Annotated in this window: 18 protein-coding genes and 2 tRNA genes; 2 read left to right on the top strand and 18 right to left on the bottom strand. The window is 48.6% G+C overall.

Annotation, left to right across the window (positions count from 1 at the left end; genetic code table 11):
* Positions 1 to 55 precede the first annotated feature (55 nt).
* Both HP570_RS24660 and HP570_RS24665 read right to left on the bottom strand, forming a co-directional pair.
* Positions 56 to 129: transfer RNA gene (locus HP570_RS24660), tRNA-Glu, on the bottom strand.
* Positions 130 to 145: 16 nt separating this feature from the next.
* Positions 146 to 238 (bottom strand) — tRNA-Ser (locus HP570_RS24665).
* 756 nt (positions 239 to 994) lie between these two features.
* Between HP570_RS24665 and HP570_RS24670 the strand changes: the two genes are divergently transcribed.
* On the top strand, positions 995 to 1,426 hold the full coding sequence (locus HP570_RS24670; protein WP_173627486.1) for a GNAT family N-acetyltransferase: 432 nt from the start codon (positions 995 to 997) through the stop codon (positions 1,424 to 1,426).
* On the opposite strand, the gene HP570_RS24675 is transcribed toward HP570_RS24670, so the two are convergent.
* The 7 genes from HP570_RS24675 to HP570_RS24705 all read right to left on the bottom strand — a co-directional run bounded on the left by HP570_RS24675 (position 1,421) and on the right by HP570_RS24705 (position 8,001).
* Entirely contained in the window at positions 1,421 to 2,188 is a 768-nt protein-coding gene (locus tag HP570_RS24675) for a type III pantothenate kinase (RefSeq protein ID WP_173627487.1), read from the bottom strand. The two genes, HP570_RS24670 and HP570_RS24675, sit on opposite strands and share 6 nt — an antisense overlap.
* 12 nt (positions 2,189 to 2,200) lie before the next feature.
* Positions 2,201 to 3,049 (bottom strand): carboxylating nicotinate-nucleotide diphosphorylase, encoded by an 849-nt coding sequence (gene nadC / locus HP570_RS24680; protein ID WP_173627488.1) that lies wholly within the window; start codon positions 3,047 to 3,049, stop codon positions 2,201 to 2,203.
* On the bottom strand, positions 3,036 to 4,658 hold the full coding sequence (gene nadB / locus HP570_RS24685; protein ID WP_173627489.1) for an L-aspartate oxidase: 1,623 nt from the start codon (positions 4,656 to 4,658) through the stop codon (positions 3,036 to 3,038). Before nadB ends, nadC begins: the two co-directional genes overlap by 14 nt.
* 115 nt (positions 4,659 to 4,773) lie before the next feature.
* The gene (locus tag HP570_RS24690; RefSeq protein ID WP_012683901.1) at positions 4,774 to 5,199 is read right to left on the bottom strand and encodes a Fur family transcriptional regulator; all 426 of its coding nucleotides are present in this window, start codon (positions 5,197 to 5,199) and stop codon (positions 4,774 to 4,776) included.
* Positions 5,200 to 5,238: 39 nt separating this feature from the next.
* Entirely contained in the window at positions 5,239 to 6,078 is an 840-nt protein-coding gene (locus HP570_RS24695; RefSeq protein WP_016740937.1) for a metal ABC transporter permease, read from the bottom strand.
* A gap of 35 nt (positions 6,079 to 6,113) precedes the next feature.
* A complete protein-coding gene (locus HP570_RS24700; RefSeq protein ID WP_012683899.1) occupies positions 6,114 to 6,884 on the bottom strand; it encodes a metal ABC transporter ATP-binding protein in 771 nt (256 codons plus the stop codon).
* Positions 6,885 to 7,020: 136 nt separating this feature from the next.
* A complete protein-coding gene (locus HP570_RS24705; protein WP_173627490.1) occupies positions 7,021 to 8,001 on the bottom strand; it encodes a metal ABC transporter substrate-binding protein in 981 nt (326 codons plus the stop codon).
* Between the two features lie 192 nt (positions 8,002 to 8,193).
* On the opposite strand from HP570_RS24705, the gene HP570_RS24710 reads away from it, so the two are divergent.
* Positions 8,194 to 8,685 (top strand): PCYCGC domain-containing protein, encoded by a 492-nt coding sequence (locus HP570_RS24710; RefSeq protein WP_173627491.1) that lies wholly within the window; start codon positions 8,194 to 8,196, stop codon positions 8,683 to 8,685.
* 273 nt (positions 8,686 to 8,958) lie between these two features.
* On the opposite strand, the gene nadA is transcribed toward HP570_RS24710, so the two are convergent.
* The 9 genes from nadA to HP570_RS24755 all read right to left on the bottom strand — a co-directional run bounded on the left by nadA (position 8,959) and on the right by HP570_RS24755 (position 18,125).
* Positions 8,959 to 9,903 (bottom strand): quinolinate synthase NadA, encoded by a 945-nt coding sequence (gene nadA / locus HP570_RS24715; protein WP_012683896.1) that lies wholly within the window; start codon positions 9,901 to 9,903, stop codon positions 8,959 to 8,961.
* A 137-nt stretch (positions 9,904 to 10,040) separates the two neighbouring features.
* Positions 10,041 to 10,910, bottom strand: a complete 870-nt coding sequence (locus HP570_RS24720; RefSeq protein ID WP_173627492.1) for an HAD family hydrolase — start codon at positions 10,908 to 10,910, stop codon at positions 10,041 to 10,043.
* Positions 10,911 to 11,252: 342 nt separating this feature from the next.
* Entirely contained in the window at positions 11,253 to 13,211 is a 1,959-nt protein-coding gene (ftsH, locus tag HP570_RS24725; RefSeq protein WP_173627493.1) for an ATP-dependent zinc metalloprotease FtsH, read from the bottom strand.
* 69 nt (positions 13,212 to 13,280) lie between these two features.
* Positions 13,281 to 13,820: a hypoxanthine phosphoribosyltransferase gene (gene hpt, locus HP570_RS24730; protein ID WP_012683892.1), complete on the bottom strand. Its 540-nt coding sequence runs from the start codon at positions 13,818 to 13,820 to the stop codon at positions 13,281 to 13,283.
* Positions 13,817 to 15,244, bottom strand: coding sequence for a tRNA lysidine(34) synthetase TilS (tilS, locus tag HP570_RS24735; RefSeq protein ID WP_173627494.1), 1,428 nt, complete (start codon positions 15,242 to 15,244; stop codon positions 13,817 to 13,819). The genes hpt and tilS overlap by 4 nt, the downstream gene beginning before the upstream one ends.
* Positions 15,216 to 15,668 carry a threonine/serine exporter family protein gene (locus HP570_RS24740; protein WP_012683890.1) on the bottom strand — a complete coding sequence of 151 codons (453 nt, stop codon included), beginning with the start codon at positions 15,666 to 15,668 and terminating at the stop codon, positions 15,216 to 15,218. The genes tilS and HP570_RS24740 overlap by 29 nt, the downstream gene beginning before the upstream one ends.
* A gap of 5 nt (positions 15,669 to 15,673) precedes the next feature.
* Entirely contained in the window at positions 15,674 to 16,423 is a 750-nt protein-coding gene (locus HP570_RS24745) for a threonine/serine exporter family protein (protein WP_012683889.1), read from the bottom strand.
* Positions 16,424 to 16,438: 15 nt separating this feature from the next.
* Positions 16,439 to 17,407 (bottom strand): serine/threonine protein kinase, encoded by a 969-nt coding sequence (locus HP570_RS24750; RefSeq protein WP_173627548.1) that lies wholly within the window; start codon positions 17,405 to 17,407, stop codon positions 16,439 to 16,441.
* Entirely contained in the window at positions 17,364 to 18,125 is a 762-nt protein-coding gene (locus tag HP570_RS24755) for a vWA domain-containing protein (RefSeq protein WP_173627495.1), read from the bottom strand. The genes HP570_RS24750 and HP570_RS24755 overlap by 44 nt, the downstream gene beginning before the upstream one ends.
* Positions 18,126 to 18,160: the final 35 nt, after the last annotated feature.

Below are 18,160 nucleotides of genomic sequence, written 5' to 3' on the forward strand. Positions count from 1 at the left end.
CTCCCAGCTGAGCTAAGCCTCCAGAACCCCTGCGATTGCAGGGCATTTTGCTAGGTGACCCGTAGGGGATTCGAACCCCTGAATGACAGCGTGAAAGGCTGCTGTGTTAAACCGCTTCACCAACGGGCCATTTCTAAGAAAGTGATGGCGGATGGAGTGGGATTTGAACCCACGAGACGGTTCGACACCGCCTACACGATTTCCAATCGTGCTCCTTCGGCCGCTCGGACATCCATCCGTATATTTGAAGTGGATCAAAGCGATCCGCTTGTTTGCCTTTCAGAATTCATATGTTAGCATGCTTTCATCTGAAACGCAAGAACTTTTTTAAATAAACTTAAAAAGTTCAATGTGACATAACTTTTCTGCTAGGCACAATAGCCATTGTAGCGCGTGGAGGATGTACTGTCAACGAAAAGTAATGAAAATCTCAACTTTTTTCTCTGTCTCCCCCCACAGATGCGAATTACGTATATATCATTACCTGTCAGTAGTGATGTTACTCGCCGAATACCACTCTTTTTGTCGAGTCGGCTCGTATCTACACTAATAACAGAACTCACCATAAAGAAAGCCGAGATGGTATAATTTAACTCGAGACAAGACTGGCGGTGGAAGACCACGGCACAGCTTCCTGTAAAGGAGGTGATGCTGATGGTCTCGCTCGGCACGCTTTACCTTTTCCTAAAAGTACTGGCAACCTTGCTAAGCCTCTGGTTTAGCACCAGGAAGCTCTACCGCTGGATAAGAAAGTGGCGTAACAAGCGAAAACCCACCGCCTAAGGTTGACCGCCTGACGGTGGGTTCGCTGTTTTTGTAATCATGCGCGCCGTGGGTGTGCCACAGCTACTTGTCTCAGGAGCCTTGCCGCTGCAACGGTATTGGCTCCTTTATTTATATGTCGGATCATCAATATCTCTACCAGTAGTTTAACACCCTTTTATCACTCCATACAACACAGGCAACAATTACAAGTAGAAAGGATTTGAAATGGATGACCTCGATCCGTCTAGCTACTCCTCAAGACATTCCTGCTGTCTGTACGATTGATGCAATCGTTATTGGTTCAACCAGTCGTTCATCTGAACTTCAAGAAGCCATCGAAAAAGGGCATTGCTACTTGGCGTTAATCGACATGAATATCGTCGGTTTTGCCATCATCAATCAATCGTTTTTTAAGAACAGCTTTATTCATCTACTCATTGTTCACCCTCACTATCAGAACCGAGGCGTTGGCGAGGAGATGATGCGTTATCTGGAAACGATCTCCCCTACGGAGAAATTGTTCACTTCTACTAACCTTTCCAACGAAAGAATGCAACGCCTCTGCCTAAAGCTCGGATACGTTCACTGCGGAACCCTGACTCACCTAGATCCAGATGATCCTGAAATGTTTTTCTGCAAATACGTGCGCCAGTCGCTATGATTGATTCCGCTCGTAGATCAGACGTAGTCCTTTTAGCGTAAGATTCTGATCCACGACATGGATACAAGAGGTCTCATTCGCAAAAAGAGAGGCCAGCCCTCCCGTAGCAACTACGGTAGGCTGCGTACCGTATTCATCCATAATTCTGCGTACAATGCCTTCAACCTGTCCGACGAACCCATAGAAAATGCCGGCCTGCATCGCCGCTATCGTATTGCGCCCGACTACACTTGCAGGCTTGGTGATTTCGATTCGCGGCAGCTTGGCAGCACGGGTAAAGAGTGCCTCGGTCGATATCCCAATACCAGGAGCAATCGCCCCGCCCCAATACTGCGCCCGCTCATCCACATAGCAAAAGGTCGTCGCCGTACCGAAATCGACAACAATAAGTGGTGCGCCATAATGATGAATCGCAGCAACAGCGTTCACGATTCGATCGGAACCTACCTCTCGCGGATACTCATACTTGATGTTCAGTCCCGTCTTGATACCCGGTCCGATAATCAGTGCTTTTTGTTGCATGTACTTCCCGCACATACGTTCAATCGTGAGGTTTAAAGGTGGCACGACAGACGAGATAATGACGCCTCTCACCTGTTCAAAGTCAAGCCCCACGCTACCAAACAAGCTTTTGACGAGCATGCCGTACTCGTCTTCCGTTTTGTTACGATCCGTGGACACTCTCCAATGGTGTTGGAGCTCGTCGCCTTCATACAAACCCAACACAATATTGGAGTTGCCTATATCGATCACCAATAACATCGTGGTCGCTCCTTACCGCTTGCGCGTATTCAGATCGAGGCTGATATCAAACGCTTTGACAGAATGAGTCAGCGCCCCTACCGAAATGATATCTACGCCTGTTTTTGCAATGTCACCAATCGTCTCCAGACTCACACCGCCAGATGCCTCGACAACGGCCCGTCCATTGATAAACTGCACGGCTTCCACCATTTGATCGAGGGACATATTGTCGAGCATGATCGTATCGGCACCTGCTGCCAATGCTTCCTGAACCTGTTCGAATGATTCGGCCTCTACCTCTACTGTCATCGTATGAGGAATAACCGCGCGTGCCGCTGCAACAGCTTGTGCGATACCGCCCGCTCCTTTGATATGATTGTCCTTGATCATCACGGCATCATACAAGGCAAAACGGTGATTGTAGCCTCCCCCGACTCGAACTGCGTACTTTTCCAAAGCCCTAAGGCCTGGCGTAGTCTTTCTCGTATCGACAACTCGTGCCTTCGTCCCTGCGACGGCCGTTGCGTATTCACTCGTTTTCGTGGCAATCCCAGACAAACGTTGCATTAAATTAAGGGCAAGTCGTTCTCCGCTCAAAATCGAACGAACTGAGCCGCTGACTTCGGCGATCTGCTGACCAATCTCCACTCGTGCTCCTTCTTCTACTTTTGCCTCAAAAACGAGGGTAGAATCAGCCGTGGCAAATACTTGCTCCGCAATCGGCAAGCCTGCCACGATTCCCGCTTCCTTCGCATATAAAATGCCGACACCCTGTTCCGATTCAGGAATCGTGCTCATGGTCGTCACATCACCAAATCCCACGTCTTCCTGTAGCCATTCCTCTATTTTTCGCTGAAGCTCCCGTTTATTCCACATCATGCTTCTCACACTCCTCTTGGACACCATCTTCTACAGACTGGATCAAATGCTTGCGCCACACCAAGTCGTCTTTATTCGGAAAATCAGTACGATAATGCCCACCTCTGCTTTCTTCCCGCAAAAGTGCCGCTCTCGTTGTCAGGACGGCAGTATTCAACAGATTGAAGAATTCAAACGTTTCCAGACTCTCAGGCTCGTACTGGTAGTATTGCTCCATTCGCGCAAGCTCTGCTAGTGCTTTCGTTAATCCCTTATCGTCACGCTTCACACTAACATGCCGCAACATGAGCTTTTGCATTTTCAATCGTTGTTCACGTGTATTGAACGTTTGGGGCAGTTTTTGCTTGAAAACAACCTCGAAGGGATGAATGCTTGGCAAATCATCCATCTGCTTGATCCGCTCCGCGATCCGGTGACCGAATACAACCGCTTCCGATAACGAGTTGCTGGCCAGTCGATTCGCTCCATGTACTCCTGTGCAGGAAGCTTCCCCGCATGCAAAAAGCCGCCTCGTCGATGTCTCCCCGTTCAAGTCAGTCTGGACCCCACCCATAATATAATGGCAGGCAGGAGCTACTGGAATCCAATCTGTCACCATATTGAGCCCGTATTGTAAGCAAAAATTATAAATCGTCGGAAAACGCCGCTTAATAAGCTCCTCCGATTCGTGGGTAATGTCGAGATACACGAACGTAGACTTCGTCTGTTCCATCTCAGAGACAATCGCCCTGGCGACAATATCACGCGGCGCCAGCTCTTTTTGCGGATGGTACTTTTCCATGAAGCGATCACCATTGCTGTTACGCAAAATGGCACCCTCCCCACGAACGGCTTCCGAAATCAAAAAGCGCGGGGCTCCCGGATAGTAAAGCGCAGTCGGATGAAACTGAATAAATTCCACATCTTTAATTCGAGCGCCCGCCCGATATGCGATGCCGATCCCATCTGCGGTAGCGATTTGCGGATTCGTTGTGTAACGGTAAAGCTGACCTGCACCTCCTGTAGCCAGTACCGTTGCTTTGGCTTCCAGGAAAAACAGTTCGCCATCCGGCTTCCGCACGAGGACTCCCACGCATTCGCCATCCTGCGTGATGACATCCACAGCAAAATGATATTCCAGAACCTGAATGTTTGGCTGCTCCATCACACGCTTGGACAGTGCGCGGACGATCTCTGCTCCAGTGGCATCTCCATTCGCATGCAAAATTCGCCGTTTGCTATGCGCGCCTTCCTGTGTCAGCTCATACTCCCCTTGTTCATCGCGGTCAAATTCCGTTCCGTATGCAATCAGTTCATGCAAGCGATCAGGACCTTCATGCACCAGTACTTCCACAGCGTTATACGAGCAAAGACCTGCTCCAGCGATTAACGTATCCTGTCGATGAAGGGCGGGAGAATCCGATTGGGCTGTTACAGCAGCGATTCCTCCCTGAGCCCAGCGTGTATTACTATCATCGAGTCCCTTCTTGCTGATCAACACCACATCCGCATACTCACTCGTTTGCAACGCCGTATACAACCCAGCAATCCCTGCGCCAATAACAGCTACATCTGCCCTCATCCGAGGTAAGGTGTGCAAATCAAAGTCCACAATATAACGGGGAATCATGACTGTGTCCCTTCTCTCTTGTAACTGATGATTTTCCACCCATTATAGCAAATACATGCTTGAAGGAGATGCAAAAAAAGAGCACCCGCAAAAGCGAGCACTCCCCTCTATCCGATTAATTCGAATGCGTTACACATTCTTTACACGTGCCATATACCTCGAACTTGTGCCCCGTCACCTGAAACTCTTCCGGTACCGCGGAAATGATATTCATCGGACATCCTGGCAAAGAAGAAGTCTTTCCACATTCCGTACAAATCACATGGTGATGATGGTGTCCATCTGTCGAACAGGCCAAACGGAATCTGCCTTCCCCATCCAACTCCGTCTCCTCCAGAATCCCCAGCTCAACAAAAGTGGAAATGTTGCGATAGACGGTATCGAAGCTGAGTGTTGGATACTGCTCCTTGATTCGTTCCATAATATCCTTGGCAGACAGGTATCGCTTCTCGGTTGCGCAGATTCGAATCATCTCCTCCCGCTTGCCGGTATACTTGAAACCATGTTCTTTCAATATTTGCAGCGCTTCTTCTACTTTCATCGACAAACACTCCTTCCTTTTGTCATAACTGGAAAACTCTTATCGGAAAGCGACCCGCAGCTTTTTTACACCCAATACAACCAGCATAACCAGTACTGCCATCAGTACAATTGTACCACCAGATGCCCAATCAAGGAGATAGGCAAAATACAAACCGCTCAGCACGGAAAACTCCGCGAACAAAATCGACAAGAAAATCGTTTGACGAAAGCTTTTTGCGATTTGCAGACTAGCCGCTACCGGAAGCGTAATCAGCGCCGAGATTAACAGGACACCGACAATACGCATGGAAGCCGCAATCGTCAGAGCGACGAGCACCATAAACAACAGGTTGATCGAACGCCTTGCCACGCCGGAGACGCGAGCGAATTCCTCGTCAAAAGAAACCGCGAAAAGCTCCTTGTAAATCAACACGACTGTCCCTAAAACGACAACTGCCACACCAATCAGTGCATACAGGTCTTCGATGGACACCGTCACGATTTTTCCGAACAAGTACGAATACAAATCTGCATTAAAACCGTCTGCGATACTGATCAATACCGTAAACAGCCCAAGCCCCGCAGATAAAATAATCGGAATCGCCAAATCCTGATACGCTTTGTACACCTTACGCAACCGCTCGATGAACAACGAACCGATCACCGCAAACAACATCCCGAAAAACAGCGGATTGACGAGGGAGAAAAAGGCGACCTTTTTGGAAATGAGCATCCCGGCAGCTACACCAGACAGTGTGACGTGTGACAAGCCATCTGCCATCATCGACAAGCGACGAACAATGAGAAACGTGCCCAAAATAGGGCAAATCAGACCAATTAAAATCCCTGAAAACAGGGTATACCGCAAAAAGTCATACTGCCACCAATCAGCAAGCATGTGTATATTCCTTCTTTCTTACCTATTTACAAAGCTTAATGATGATGAGACAGCAGTCTGACCGAATCACCGTACATACTTTGCAAGATTTTGTCTTGGTTGTGCTCAAAATCGTGCGCTGTTCCGTGGAAGTGAATTTTCTTCTGCACACAAGCCACCTTGGTCACCCATTGAGACATGACTCCCACATCGTGGCTGACGATCATCATCGTCAATCCGTTCTCTTCCTTCAGCGAACGAAGCAAGCTGTAAAATTGATCGATCGATTCCTGATCGACTCCGACTGTTGGCTCATCAAGAATCAACAGCTCCGGTTCAGCCACGAGAGCTCGCGCTATGAATACGCGCTGCAATTGCCCACCGGACAAGTTGCCGATTCGTTGATCCAGCTTTTCCAACAAGCCGACACGCTCCACCGCAGCCCGAACATTCTCATGATGCTGTTTGGTCAGTCTGCGAAAAAGGCCCACTTTGCCGACCAATCCAGAAGAAACGACTTCTCGGACTGTCGCCGGAAATCCACCAGCTCCATGCGCGACCTGTTGAGCGACGTATCCAATGCGATTCCATTCACGAAACTTGGATAGCGGTTGCCCGAACAGCTCCACTGTCCCTTTGTTTGGCGTCAACAGACCCAAAATTAGCTTCATCAGCGTAGATTTTCCTGATCCGTTGGGCCCGACGATGCCCACAAAGTCTCCGCGTTCCAGTGTGAATTCAACCTCATCGAGAACCTGTTTGTCTTCATATTGAAAGGAGACGCCTGTGAGCTTAATAACTGGCACCTCTTGTTTATGTGGTTCCATGAAATATCCATCCCTTAAATCGGATTTGTTCTTATTTGATTCCCTTCATCGTACTACGATTTTGCCCGAACCACAAGCATCCTACTAATCAATGAAAAAATGCCGCCTGGCCAGCGACATCTTTTCGAGGGAAAGCTTATTGGAGTGCAGTCTTCAAAGTGTTCATATTGTCGCGCATGATAGACAAGTAATCACGACCCGCCTTTACATCATCTTCCGTCAAACCTTCCAACGGATTAAGCGTAGCCGTCTTCACGCCAGCTTCCTTCGCAATCACTTCCGCTACCTTCGGAGAAACCAATGTCTCGAACAGCACATAAGAAATTTTGTGTTCCTTTACATGCTCAACCAAGCTCTTCAACTCTGTTGTGGATGGCTCATCAGAAGGATTGACCCCAGAGATCGCTACTTGCTCCAGCCCGTATCGTTTTGCCATATAGCTGAATGCGCTATGAGAAACCATGAATTCTTTCTTCGGCGCTTGCGTAACCATATCTTTAAAATCTTTATCCAGCTGTTCCAGGTCTGTTGCTAATTGTGTGTAGTTCTTTTCGTAATCAGCAGCGTGCGCCTGATCCTTTTGCACGAGTGTATTTTTGACCTTCTCCGCCTGTGCCTTCAGTTGCATCGGATCGAGCCAGACATGAGGGTCCAGATCCCCGTGGTCATGACCCGCTTCTTCTGCGTGGCCTTCTTCTGTGTGGCCTTCTCCTTCATGCTCATGCTCAGCTGCACGAATCATCTCGAGACCTTCCGTCGCATTTACGATCGTTGTCTTGTTTTTGTCGAGGTTAGTTACAGCCTTCTCTACCCACAGCTCCAAACCACTGCCGTTATAAGCGAAGATATCTGCTCCGGAAAGAGCGACTATGTCTTTTGCGGTTGGTTCGTAGTCGTGAGGCTCTACGCCAGCGGGAACCAGATTCGTTACCTCCACGTGTTCACCACCGATTCGCTTCGCTACATATTCCAATGGATAAATCGTCGTGTATACTTTTGGCTTCCCTGACGCTTCATTGCCAGCTTGCGGAGTCCCAGCCGTTTCGTTTGCTGCTCCACATCCAACCAACCCCACTGCCGTAATGAAACTGAGGGCTGCTAACATCGCTCTTTTCATCTATATTTCCTCCTGCTCCAATTCAAAATGATTCCGATTTACGCTCTTATCGTTTTTCATTATACGGAGAGGAGCCCAAAAAGTAAATAGGATTTATTCCGATTTAAACGTCATACGTACACATCTTCTCTCCCAGCTTCACAATTTCTCCATCTCATTATGATAAAATAATTGGCAGGAGGTATGTCCAAGATGAAACGTAAATCATGGTTAGCCATTACTTTTATCACCGCAGCTCTGCTTACTGGCTGTGGCTCTACTGATCAATCTGAACAGAATCATAGCGATCACACGCAGCACGCCCCCAATGGAGATTTGCAGGAATTGACTGCTTCCGCTGATCAGCTACCAAAATTTTTAGACAACCAAGACCCTGTCATTATCGATTCCTACAAAGTTGCTGCCGCAAATCGTGAGCTGCTCAAATCCATTCCATGCTATTGTGGTTGTGGTGAAAGTGCTGGACACGGGCATAATGGCAACTGCTTCATCAAAGAAGAAAAGTCTGATGGCTCCATTGTCTGGGATGACCACGGTACTCGCTGCGGTGTATGCATGGAAATCGCTGTTATTTCCGGCAAGCTGAAAGCAGAAGGCAAATCTACAAAAGAAATTCGTACCTACATAGACCAAACCTACGGGCAAGGCTACGGAAAACCAACTCCTACCCCGATGCCTTCCTAAACACAGATAACAAGACTTCCCGGCGAGGAGGTCTTTCTTTTTTTCATTTTATAGAAAATCTTGTTATACCTGAGCTACCTCGTTATGGTTTTCACGTGTGTCTGTGGGATGGTTTACCTGTTCGCTAAACCTTGTTTGCTCCATGCCATCAGACGAGTAAAAGATGTATACGGCTCCTTGCTGTTATCCAGCCCTTAACCAAAGCCTCCTAATAGAAAAAGGGAGTAAAGCCCCTGCGCTCTACTCCCTTTTTGCATTTAATCAGACTGCCCGTTAAGCAGGCGCTACCGCAAGCATACGCTCCAAGGAAGCACGTGCCGCATCAGCAACATCCTCTGGCACAAAAATCTCCGGCTTCATATTCTCCAGCGCCTCGACGCACTTCTTCAGGTTGTTCACCTTCATATTCGGGCAAACGAGGTACTTGGAAGCGAAAATGAACGTTTTGTCCGGGCTGTCCTTTTCCAGCATGTAGCGTGTGCCGTCTTCCGTTCCAATGATAAACTCCTTGTGCGAAGACTCACGGCAGTATTTCAAAATTCCGGTCGTGGAACCAACGTAGTCAGCCAGGGATACCACTTCTGGGCGGCACTCCGGATGAACGACAACCACAGCCTCTGGGTGCTGCTGCTTCAACGTCATGATGTCTTCTACAGACAGTTGGTCATGCGTATTGCAGTACCCTTCCCAAATAATCATTTTTTTGTCCGTGAATTGGGATACATAGTGGCCGAGGTTTTTGTCCGGCACCCAAATGATCTCATCGCTGTCGATCGACTCGATCACGCGCTTCGCGTTGGACGACGTACAGCAGATGTAAGTTTCGGCTTTAACATCCGCAGAAGTATTGATGTAAGCCACTACTTTTGCATTTGGATGCTGTGCTTTGAGCTTGCGCAGTCCATCTACGTTCACCATGTCCGCCATCGGACAGCCAGCCCGTTCATCAGGAATAATGACGGTCTTTTGGGGATTGAGAATTTTTGCACTTTCTCCCATGAAGTGAACCCCACAGAACAAAATCACATCGGCATCCGTTTCTTTTGCTTTCTGCGCCAATCCAAAGGAATCGCCAATGAAGTCAGCGACCTCCTGAATCTCGGGACGTTGGTAAAAGTGAGCAAGAATGATGGCATTACGCTCTTTCTTCAGCTGTAGCAGTCGTTCACGTAACTCAGCGTTGCGCTGGGCTTTTTTTTCTAACGCTAAAGCGTCCATGGAAAAAATCCCCCTACGGTGGTGTCATAATTTACGGTCATTGTAAGCGTATAACCTCCCCTTGTCAACGTGGTACATTTTGCACAAAAAAAGCAGAAACCGGCCTGTACAGACGCAGCTTCTGCTTTTTCATTCTCTTACTCGCCCTTTTCTCCGAGAACGCGCTCCCGAATAAAGCGGGCTACGCCTTCCTCATTATGGTGTGGGGCGATATATTTGGCCACTTGCTTGATCTCGTCAGAAGCGTTTTCCATTGCAACGGAATATCCTGCGCCCGTCAATGCCTCACGATCGTTTTCGGCATCGCCAAATGCCATCACTTTCTCTGGGGAGATTCCCCATTTCTCACAAAAGTATTGAAGCCCTTCCCATTTGGAAACCCCTTGAGGAATTACTTCGACATTCTGCTTGCCGGATGAAGTGATAGTCACTTGCTCGCTCCAAGGCTTTAGCTGCTCTTTCACCCACTCCAGACGATCCAGGTCTTGATGCCAGACGAAGAACTTGACGATTTCTACTTCCCCTGACTCTACTTTTTCCAGTACTTCTGCCAAAGGCTCTACGCGTGCGAGTCTGTAATAAGGAAAACTCAAAATCGAGAATCCTTCTACAGATGCGTCCTCACTCATGGTCGCTTCCAAACGTTCACGGTCTTCTTTGATCATCCAGCGATTGCTATTCGTATCATGAAGCTCATAATAAATCGTTTCTTGCCTCAGTGCATGGATCGCACCGATTACCATCTCAGTGGGAAGGAGCCATTGACGGACCAGCGTGCCATCCCCCTCGAAAACAGTGCCGCCATTGCTACAGACATAGCCGTCAAAAGGAAAGGAATCGATCGGAATTTGAGCGGAGCCATACATCCTGCCCGTAGACAAAACGAGTTTGCAGCCTTGCTGTTGTAATTGGCGAAGTGCTTCTTTCGTTCCTTCTGTCAGCTTTGAATCGTGAGTCAGTAAGGTTCCATCCATGTCAAATGCAGCCATGCCTGGTGTAAGCAACATATCCAATCCCTCTCATTCCCTTTGGAGTTGAGTCACTATAGTGGAGGAGAAGAAAAAGCACAGTTCTCTTCGACTCTGACGCGCCAGCATGGTGATTCACTGGCCGTCTCCACTTAAAAAAGGGGACCGTCGAGCCAAAGCCACCCTACGGGCGGATGTTTCTCAAGGAAGAAGTGTTCGACAAGCGTGGTCCCCTTTTTTAAGTTCCGACTGGGGTGGCGTTGTCAAGGTCTACGAGCCCTGTGCTTTTTCTTCTCACCAGCTTTATTGCTTCATCGATACCTTTTAAAAACTTAACCTAATACTTTCCGATATTGCAAAAAAGGGCACCTGAGGCGCCCCTTATTGTTTCGGTTCTTCGTTTGTATCTTCTTGCTTTGGTTCTTCTTTTACTTCTTCTTTTACTTCTTCCAGCTTCGGTTGAATGTTCACGACCACATCTTTATTTGCATCTGGATCGTTATCCATTTTACCTGTTTCGATCAATTGCTTGATCTGTTCAGCATCGAGAGTCTCAACACGGAGCAGCGTGTTCGCAATCAGATCGAGCTGATCACGGTGCTTCGTCAGCAATTCTGTACACTTTGCGTAGCACTCGTTGATAATATTTTGCATTTCTTGATCGATCTCGTACGCAATCTTATCGGAGTAGTTACGCTCATTGCCATAGTCACGGCCCAGGAATACCTGACCTTGACTCTTACCGAATTGCATCGGTCCGAGCTTGCTCATTCCGTATTCGGTAATCATGCTGCGAGCGATAGCAGTCGCGCGTTGGAAGTCATTATGCGCCCCGGTACTAATATCCCCGAGCACCAATTCTTCCGCAACACGTCCACCCAACAGGCCAACGATTTTGTCGAGCAGGTCTGTTTTGGTAGCAAAGAAACGGTCTTCCTTCGGCAGCATCACGGTGTATCCGCCAGCTTGGCCGCGCGGAATGATTGTTACCTTATGTACCATTTCTGCATTTCTCAAGTGGTATCCGATGATCGTATGACCGGCTTCGTGGAAGGCAACCAGACGGCGCTCGTCTTCGCTCACTACGCGAGACTTCTTCGCTGGACCTGCAATCACGCGGTCAATCGCTTCGTCTACTTCCGTCATCGTGATTTGCTTTTTGTTTCTGCGGGCAGTCAAGAGAGCCGCTTCATTCAGCAAGTTCTCCAAATCTGCACCTGTGAAGCCCGATGTACCACGAGCAATCACTTCCAGCTTCACGTCTTCGCCAATCGGCTTGTTGCGGGCATGAACCTTCAGTACCGCTTCACGGCCTTTGATATCAGGACGATCAACTGTAATTTGACGGTCAAAACGTCCCGGACGCAAGAGAGCTGGGTCGAGAATGTCAGGTCGGTTGGTCGCAGCGATCATGATAATCCCTTCGTTTCCACCAAAACCGTCCATCTCTACGAGCAACTGGTTGAGAGTTTGCTCGCGTTCGTCGTGGCCGCCGCCGAGTCCAGCTCCGCGTTGACGACCCACGGCGTCAATCTCGTCAATAAAGATAATGCAAGGAGCATTTTTCTTAGCATTTTCAAACAGGTCACGTACGCGGGATGCACCTACCCCAACGAACATTTCCACGAAGTCAGAACCGGAGATGCTGAAGAATGGCACACCAGCTTCGCCTGCAACAGCACGCGCGAGCAAGGTTTTACCTGTACCCGGAGGACCTACGAGCAGTACCCCTTTTGGAATACGAGCGCCAACCGCATTGAACTTGCGGTTGTCTTTCAGGAAATCAACGACTTCCTCCAGCTCAGCCTTTTCTTCGTCCGCTCCTGCTACGTCGTCAAAAGTAACGCGTTTCTTTTCTTCGTTGTAAAGCTTCGCGCGGCTTTTACCGAAGTTCATTACTCGGCTTCCGCCACCTTGGGCATTATTCAGAAGAAAGAAAAACAGGATGAAGATGATGACAAAAGGAATGATAGAGGTCAAGAACGTGAGCCAAATGCTGTTACCCTCGGCAGGATTAACAACTACATTCTTCATCTTTTGTGCATCAATTTTCTCTTCGACTAGCTTAATAATATCTGAGTCATACAAAAAAACATTGGTGAAGAATTTGTTGCTTTCCTGTCCCGGAATAGCTTTAGCCAACGTACCCTCTACTCTGTAAGTACCATTTTCAGGTCGAATAGACAAATCGGTGACGTTGTCAGCTTTTAGCTGTACCCGGAATTCCTGATATGTAAGTTTCCCAACCTTATCAGTACCGGAGAGGATGAAATTCACGATCCCGACCGTGACAAGAAAAATCAGTAGGTAGAACCCGGTATTACGAAAAAAGCGATTCATTCCTTACCTCCTCTCACGAACAGACACTTTTCACATTTTATCATAGAAAGTACGGTCTCCACAACAAACCTACTTCGTGTAGACCTCAGGCTTCAATACACCGATATAAGGCAGATTACGGTAGTGCTCGGCATAGTCCAAGCCATATCCCACAACGAATTCGTCTGGAACATCGTAACCCTTGTAATCCGGTGAAATATCCACCTTGCGACGCTCTGGTTTGTTCAGGAGAGTCACCACTTTTACAGAAGCAGCTTCCCGATGGCGCAACAGCTCTACCAAGCGACTCAGTGTCAGTCCACTGTCCATGATGTCTTCTACAACCAGTACGTGTCTGTTTTCCACAGATGTATCGAGATCCTTCAAGATTTTCACCATGCCAGAGGACTCTGTTCCACTTCCGTAGCTGGAAACTGCCATAAAGTCCATTTCGCAGGGAATGCTCATGTGACGGATCAGATCAGCCATAAAAATGACTGCGCCTTTCAGCACGCAGATGACCAATGGATTTTTATCCTTGTATTCTGCAGCCAGCGTCTCACCCAGTTCTCGAACTTTACCTGCAATATCCTCTTCTGATAGCAAAATCTTCTCGATGTCTTGATTCATGAAAAAACCTCCCGCCAATCTTCTCCAAACTCTACCCGCACGTGTAGAAAACGCCTGGTCTGTCCATTGATAGGCGCTACGGCGGAACGGCGCACACCTGGTACCAAAATCACCTCATCCCCCGCCGTCAAAAGCGGAAGCTTGTCACGCCATGCTCGTGGAAATTTGGCATCAATCAATAAATCCTTTAGCTTTTTTCCATTTGCTGAGCCAAACAGGGTGATGCGGTCTCCAGGTTTTCGGTTACGCAAATACAGCGATCCTGGCAACTGATCGGCATCAAAGACCGCTTCATTTGCCGAGAGTCGCTCCCAATCCATGGGACCTTCCAGGTAAGTAATATGTACCGTGGCCTTGCTCTCGTCGATCCAGGTTACACCGGGAACGGCGAGTTCGTAACTATACGTATGTATGCGATCCTGTCGCTTTCTACGACGAAAAGTGATTCGCTCGTACACCCGGTCGACTACCAGGTCATTGGGCAAATGCAATTCCGCAGAAGGGCGACTTCCCCCTAGCATGTGCAAAACGGTCTCCACATGTTGCGAAGACCATTCGGTATGTTTTGAGAGATAACTTAATATTAGAGTAATCATTCTCCTTTGTAAAGCAACGTCACAAGTTTGAAACTTGTCATTGTCCATCAAAAATGCTTCAGGTTTTTTCTCAATCATTACCTTTTCCAACTGCTCATTCGCCAGCCGCATTAAAAGCGCTTCGTCCTGCCGAATTGCCTCTGCAGTTGCCAAGATATGCTCTCGATACTTGTCATTCACTTTTTCTAATAAAGGCATGACATCCAGACGTAGCAGATTGCGCGTATACTTGCGCGATTGGTTGCTACTATCCTCACGAGGGACGAGTTGATGTTCCCGACAGTAGCCTTCCAGTTCTTGACGCGTTTTATGCAAGAGCGGACGCACGAGCTCAATCGGGCAATCCGCAAGCATTCTTCGCTTCGGCATCCCTGTCAGTCCATGCAATCTGCTACCTCGCACAAAACGAAAGAGAATCGTTTCCACCTGATCGTCAGCATGGTGGGCCAATGCCAGCTTGGTCGCTCCTTGCGCCAGACCTACCTCTCGATACAGCCGATAGCGAATGTCGCGGCTCGCTTCTTGCCCGCCCAATCCCGTCTTTTCCATATAAGCGGGGACGTCATACTCAAATAGGTGGAAAACCACGCCGAGTTCACGACACAGCTCTTCTGCATAGAGTGCGTCCTGCCTTGCCTCTTCCCCACGAAAGCCGTGATTCAGATGGACAGCATGCAGCTTCCAATGATACTGGTATTGTTTATTGAGAGAAGCCAATATATGCAACAGTGCAGTAGAATCGTTACCGCCGGATATTCCGACAACAACACTCTCACCTGGAAGCAAAAGCCCCTCGGCCTCAATCTCGTTGCGCACGCTTGCCAGCATAGCGGGCTCCTTTCCAGATCGTCAGAACCGAAATTCCAAATATAAGTCCAGAAGCAATCGCGCCAGCCACCATCAATGTCTTGGTCGCCTGAGTAATCCCTCCGACATAATCGTTGTTTACAAAAGCAAGCATGGCTTTGTAAGCCAACGATCCCGGCACCAGTGGAATAATGCCTGCGACGCTAAAATTCGTAGAAGGAACTCGCAGTATAATAGATAAGAGCTGGCTGAGCAAAGAGACAACAGCAGCTGAAACAAACGTCGACAGCAAGACCTCTGCACCGTAGATCGGAAGAATGGAGTAGACGAGAAACCCGACCACTCCGGCTAAACCAGCCGCTACGATTGTTCGAACCGGCACATTGAATAGCACACACCACGCTACTGAGGAGGCGAAGCTAAGCGCCAATCCTTTTAACAACATCGTACTCACCTCGTAAACGAAAGAATAATGGCTGTGGCTACCGCTACGGAGACAGCTGTCAGCATCGCTTCTACCCCGCGTGAAACACCTGCAACCAAATCACCAGCCATCAAATCTCGAAGTGAGTTAGTGATGGCGATCCCCGGAAACAACGGAAGCATCGCACCAATAATAATGATGCTTAAATGCAACTGCGGAAAGACCGTCACGGTCAACAACGCGAAAAGTCCTCCTAGTAAAGCGGCAGAGAACTCCGTAAAAAACTTCATCCGGACAAACTGTTCTAAATATTCCTGGCTCAGGTTCACAATCAACCCGGCTATCGCAGAGGGAACCAGACTGCCCCAATCTCCCCCTGCAAGCATAGCAAAGGAGCCGCTGGCCGTAGCGGCTGCTAGATGCTGCAACCATTTCGGATAGATCTGCTTTTTCTGATCGATCTCACGCAGCGTCCGATAGGCTTGCTCCAAATTAATTTTCCCACCGACAAACTGTCGGGAAACATCATTCACGAGCGTTATTTTATTGAGGTTGGTCGTACGTTTGGGGGTACGAACCATTCTTGTATGATCGAATCCACTGCAACGAAAGGACAGGATGATACTAGTGGGCGTTGCCGAGCTGTTTACATCATCCATCCCAGCAGCCTTTGCGATCAATGCCATTGTCTCTTCCGTCCGGTAAGTCTCTCCACCGTTTTTCAAAATAATCGAGCCTGCCAACAAGCAAGTATCCATCACCAAATCTGAGGACACGAACCGTCACATCCTTCACATAAACCATGCGTAATACAAAGTACCAGCCAATAGGAGTAACGAGGCGACAAAAAGACCGCTAATGCCCGCGCCTACATTCCCTTTCGCCCGCGCTTTCTTTTGCGACTTTTGCGGTTTTGCGCCCATGCTATCTCGCAAGACTGCCAACAGCTCCGCTCGCATTTCTTTCGCGGTCGCAAACTTACCGTGAAAAGCCTTCAATAGAGGCTCTCGGTAAGGATACAGGCTGTCACTTTTTCGTATTATATCACAGAGTAATATCGTGTGACGTGGGTCACCATGGCTGTTTTTCCACGTTTCCGGTCCAACCGTCAGACGCACCATCATCACGGCTGTCGAGAACAGGTCGTAACTTACTTCAGCCCGTCTATCACCTGCGTGCCAAAAAGCTCGATCATACTCTTCTGTAAACTGCCGAACCGCATTGCCCAGCTTGGTCACTCCACCGAAATCAATCAAGCGTACCTGCTTGTCCGTTTGGGTAACCATCACATTCTGCGGTTTCAAATCGCCAAAAATATAGCCATGCTGATGCAAAACATCCAGCCGAGCCAGCAATTGAACCATCATCACGGCCACCCAGTCCGTACCCTCTTGCTTGATATATTCATCCAGTTGTAAGCCTTGAAGATACTCCATCGCATAAAACGTACAGGCCTTCCCGTTTACAACGAGATCATCTACGTCGCACAGGAGCGGTCCCACTCCGGAATCCCGCCCCTGCTGTGTGCTTTTCAACACATTCACTTCCATTAAAATATCCATCCCTTCCACACCGACCTTAACCGCGCGCTGTACGCCACCTTGGGATACCAAGTACACGGTCCCGTTTGCACCACGCCCCAACTCCCGTAAGACGTGGTACGATTTTTTGTTCCATTTGCCTGTAAAGTGCTTGGGCAGGTCGGGGGTGGCTGCCTTAAAAGACATGGTCACGCAGCATTCCGTTCGAATCGTCCTCATCGTCTTGATCGATGTAACGATCTTGCAGTGAGCGTGGGAGCTTGTCCTGCTCAAACAGGGCAATTGCCTCTACGATGGCGGGGCCTGTAGGAGTAATTCCGCTCATTGCCAAATCACTCGTAATTTGATGGGCCTGCTCGACCTTTTCTGTCCACGGAATGCGGATATCGAGATGCTTTTGTTTCCCCGGAAATGAACCGACCGCCATTCTGCTATGGCCACTCCGTGAATGCAGACTGATACTGAAATCGTGAATCGCTTGCTGAACAGCCGACAGCTTTGGCTTCATACTTCCTGAGGTATCGACCAGCATCACGACGTTCAAGCTGCTTCTTTCACCCAACTCGTCAACCATCCCGGCAACCTGCACTCTTTTATCAGGTGCCAGCTCCTCTATTCCGGAATCGCCCAAAATCTCTTTTAATTCTTTATTTACCACTTGATGAATGGTGCGCGTCATTGCTTTTCGCGTCAGCATTTGTACCGTTTGTGCAAGCTGTTGGGGATACACGATGTCGCAGAGTCCACCTCCTGCTTCCGCAATATCCCTGATCTCCTTCTCCCCTTTCTCACCCAACTCACTCTTGTCAATTACGCCAATCACATTAACCGTAATTCCTTGCTCCCTTGCCAATGCCGCCGCAGCAACGGGACTCATCCCTGAGTTGGAGCAACCGTCTGTCACTACCAGTATTTGACGAAGTGTCGCTTCTTTCACAATAATCTCCCCATTCGATCTGTTTTGTCAGTCCC

The sequence above is a fragment of the Brevibacillus sp. RS1.1 genome (assembly GCF_013284365.1).
Lineage (GTDB): Bacteria > Bacillota > Bacilli > Brevibacillales > Brevibacillaceae > Brevibacillus > Brevibacillus brevis_D.

Bases quoted from the DNA above. Each gene is read 5' to 3' on its own strand.
- HP570_RS24670 (WP_173627486.1), top strand. From the start codon at position 995: ATGACCTCGATCCGTCTAGCTACTCCTCAAGACATTCCTGCTGTCTGT.
- HP570_RS24675 (WP_173627487.1), bottom strand. From the start codon at position 2,188: ATGTTATTGGTGATCGATATAGGCAACTCCAATATTGTGTTGGGTTTG.
- nadC (WP_173627488.1), bottom strand. From the start codon at position 3,049: ATGATGTGGAATAAACGGGAGCTTCAGCGAAAAATAGAGGAATGGCTA.
- nadB (WP_173627489.1), bottom strand. From the start codon at position 4,658: ATGATTCCCCGTTATATTGTGGACTTTGATTTGCACACCTTACCTCGG.
- HP570_RS24690 (WP_012683901.1), bottom strand. From the start codon at position 5,199: ATGAAAGTAGAAGAAGCGCTGCAAATATTGAAAGAACATGGTTTCAAG.
- HP570_RS24695 (WP_016740937.1), bottom strand. From the start codon at position 6,078: ATGCTTGCTGATTGGTGGCAGTATGACTTTTTGCGGTATACCCTGTTT.
- HP570_RS24700 (WP_012683899.1), bottom strand. From the start codon at position 6,884: ATGGAACCACATAAACAAGAGGTGCCAGTTATTAAGCTCACAGGCGTC.
- HP570_RS24705 (WP_173627490.1), bottom strand. From the start codon at position 8,001: ATGAAAAGAGCGATGTTAGCAGCCCTCAGTTTCATTACGGCAGTGGGG.
- HP570_RS24710 (WP_173627491.1), top strand. From the start codon at position 8,194: ATGAAACGTAAATCATGGTTAGCCATTACTTTTATCACCGCAGCTCTG.
- nadA (WP_012683896.1), bottom strand. From the start codon at position 9,903: ATGGACGCTTTAGCGTTAGAAAAAAAAGCCCAGCGCAACGCTGAGTTA.
- HP570_RS24720 (WP_173627492.1), bottom strand. From the start codon at position 10,910: ATGTTGCTTACACCAGGCATGGCTGCATTTGACATGGATGGAACCTTA.
- ftsH (WP_173627493.1), bottom strand. From the start codon at position 13,211: ATGAATCGCTTTTTTCGTAATACCGGGTTCTACCTACTGATTTTTCTT.
- hpt (WP_012683892.1), bottom strand. From the start codon at position 13,820: ATGAATCAAGACATCGAGAAGATTTTGCTATCAGAAGAGGATATTGCA.
- tilS (WP_173627494.1), bottom strand. From the start codon at position 15,244: ATGCTGGCAAGCGTGCGCAACGAGATTGAGGCCGAGGGGCTTTTGCTT.
- HP570_RS24740 (WP_012683890.1), bottom strand. From the start codon at position 15,668: ATGTTGTTAAAAGGATTGGCGCTTAGCTTCGCCTCCTCAGTAGCGTGG.
- HP570_RS24750 (WP_173627548.1), bottom strand. From the start codon at position 17,407: ATGAGGACGATTCGAACGGAATGCTGCGTGACCATGTCTTTTAAGGCA.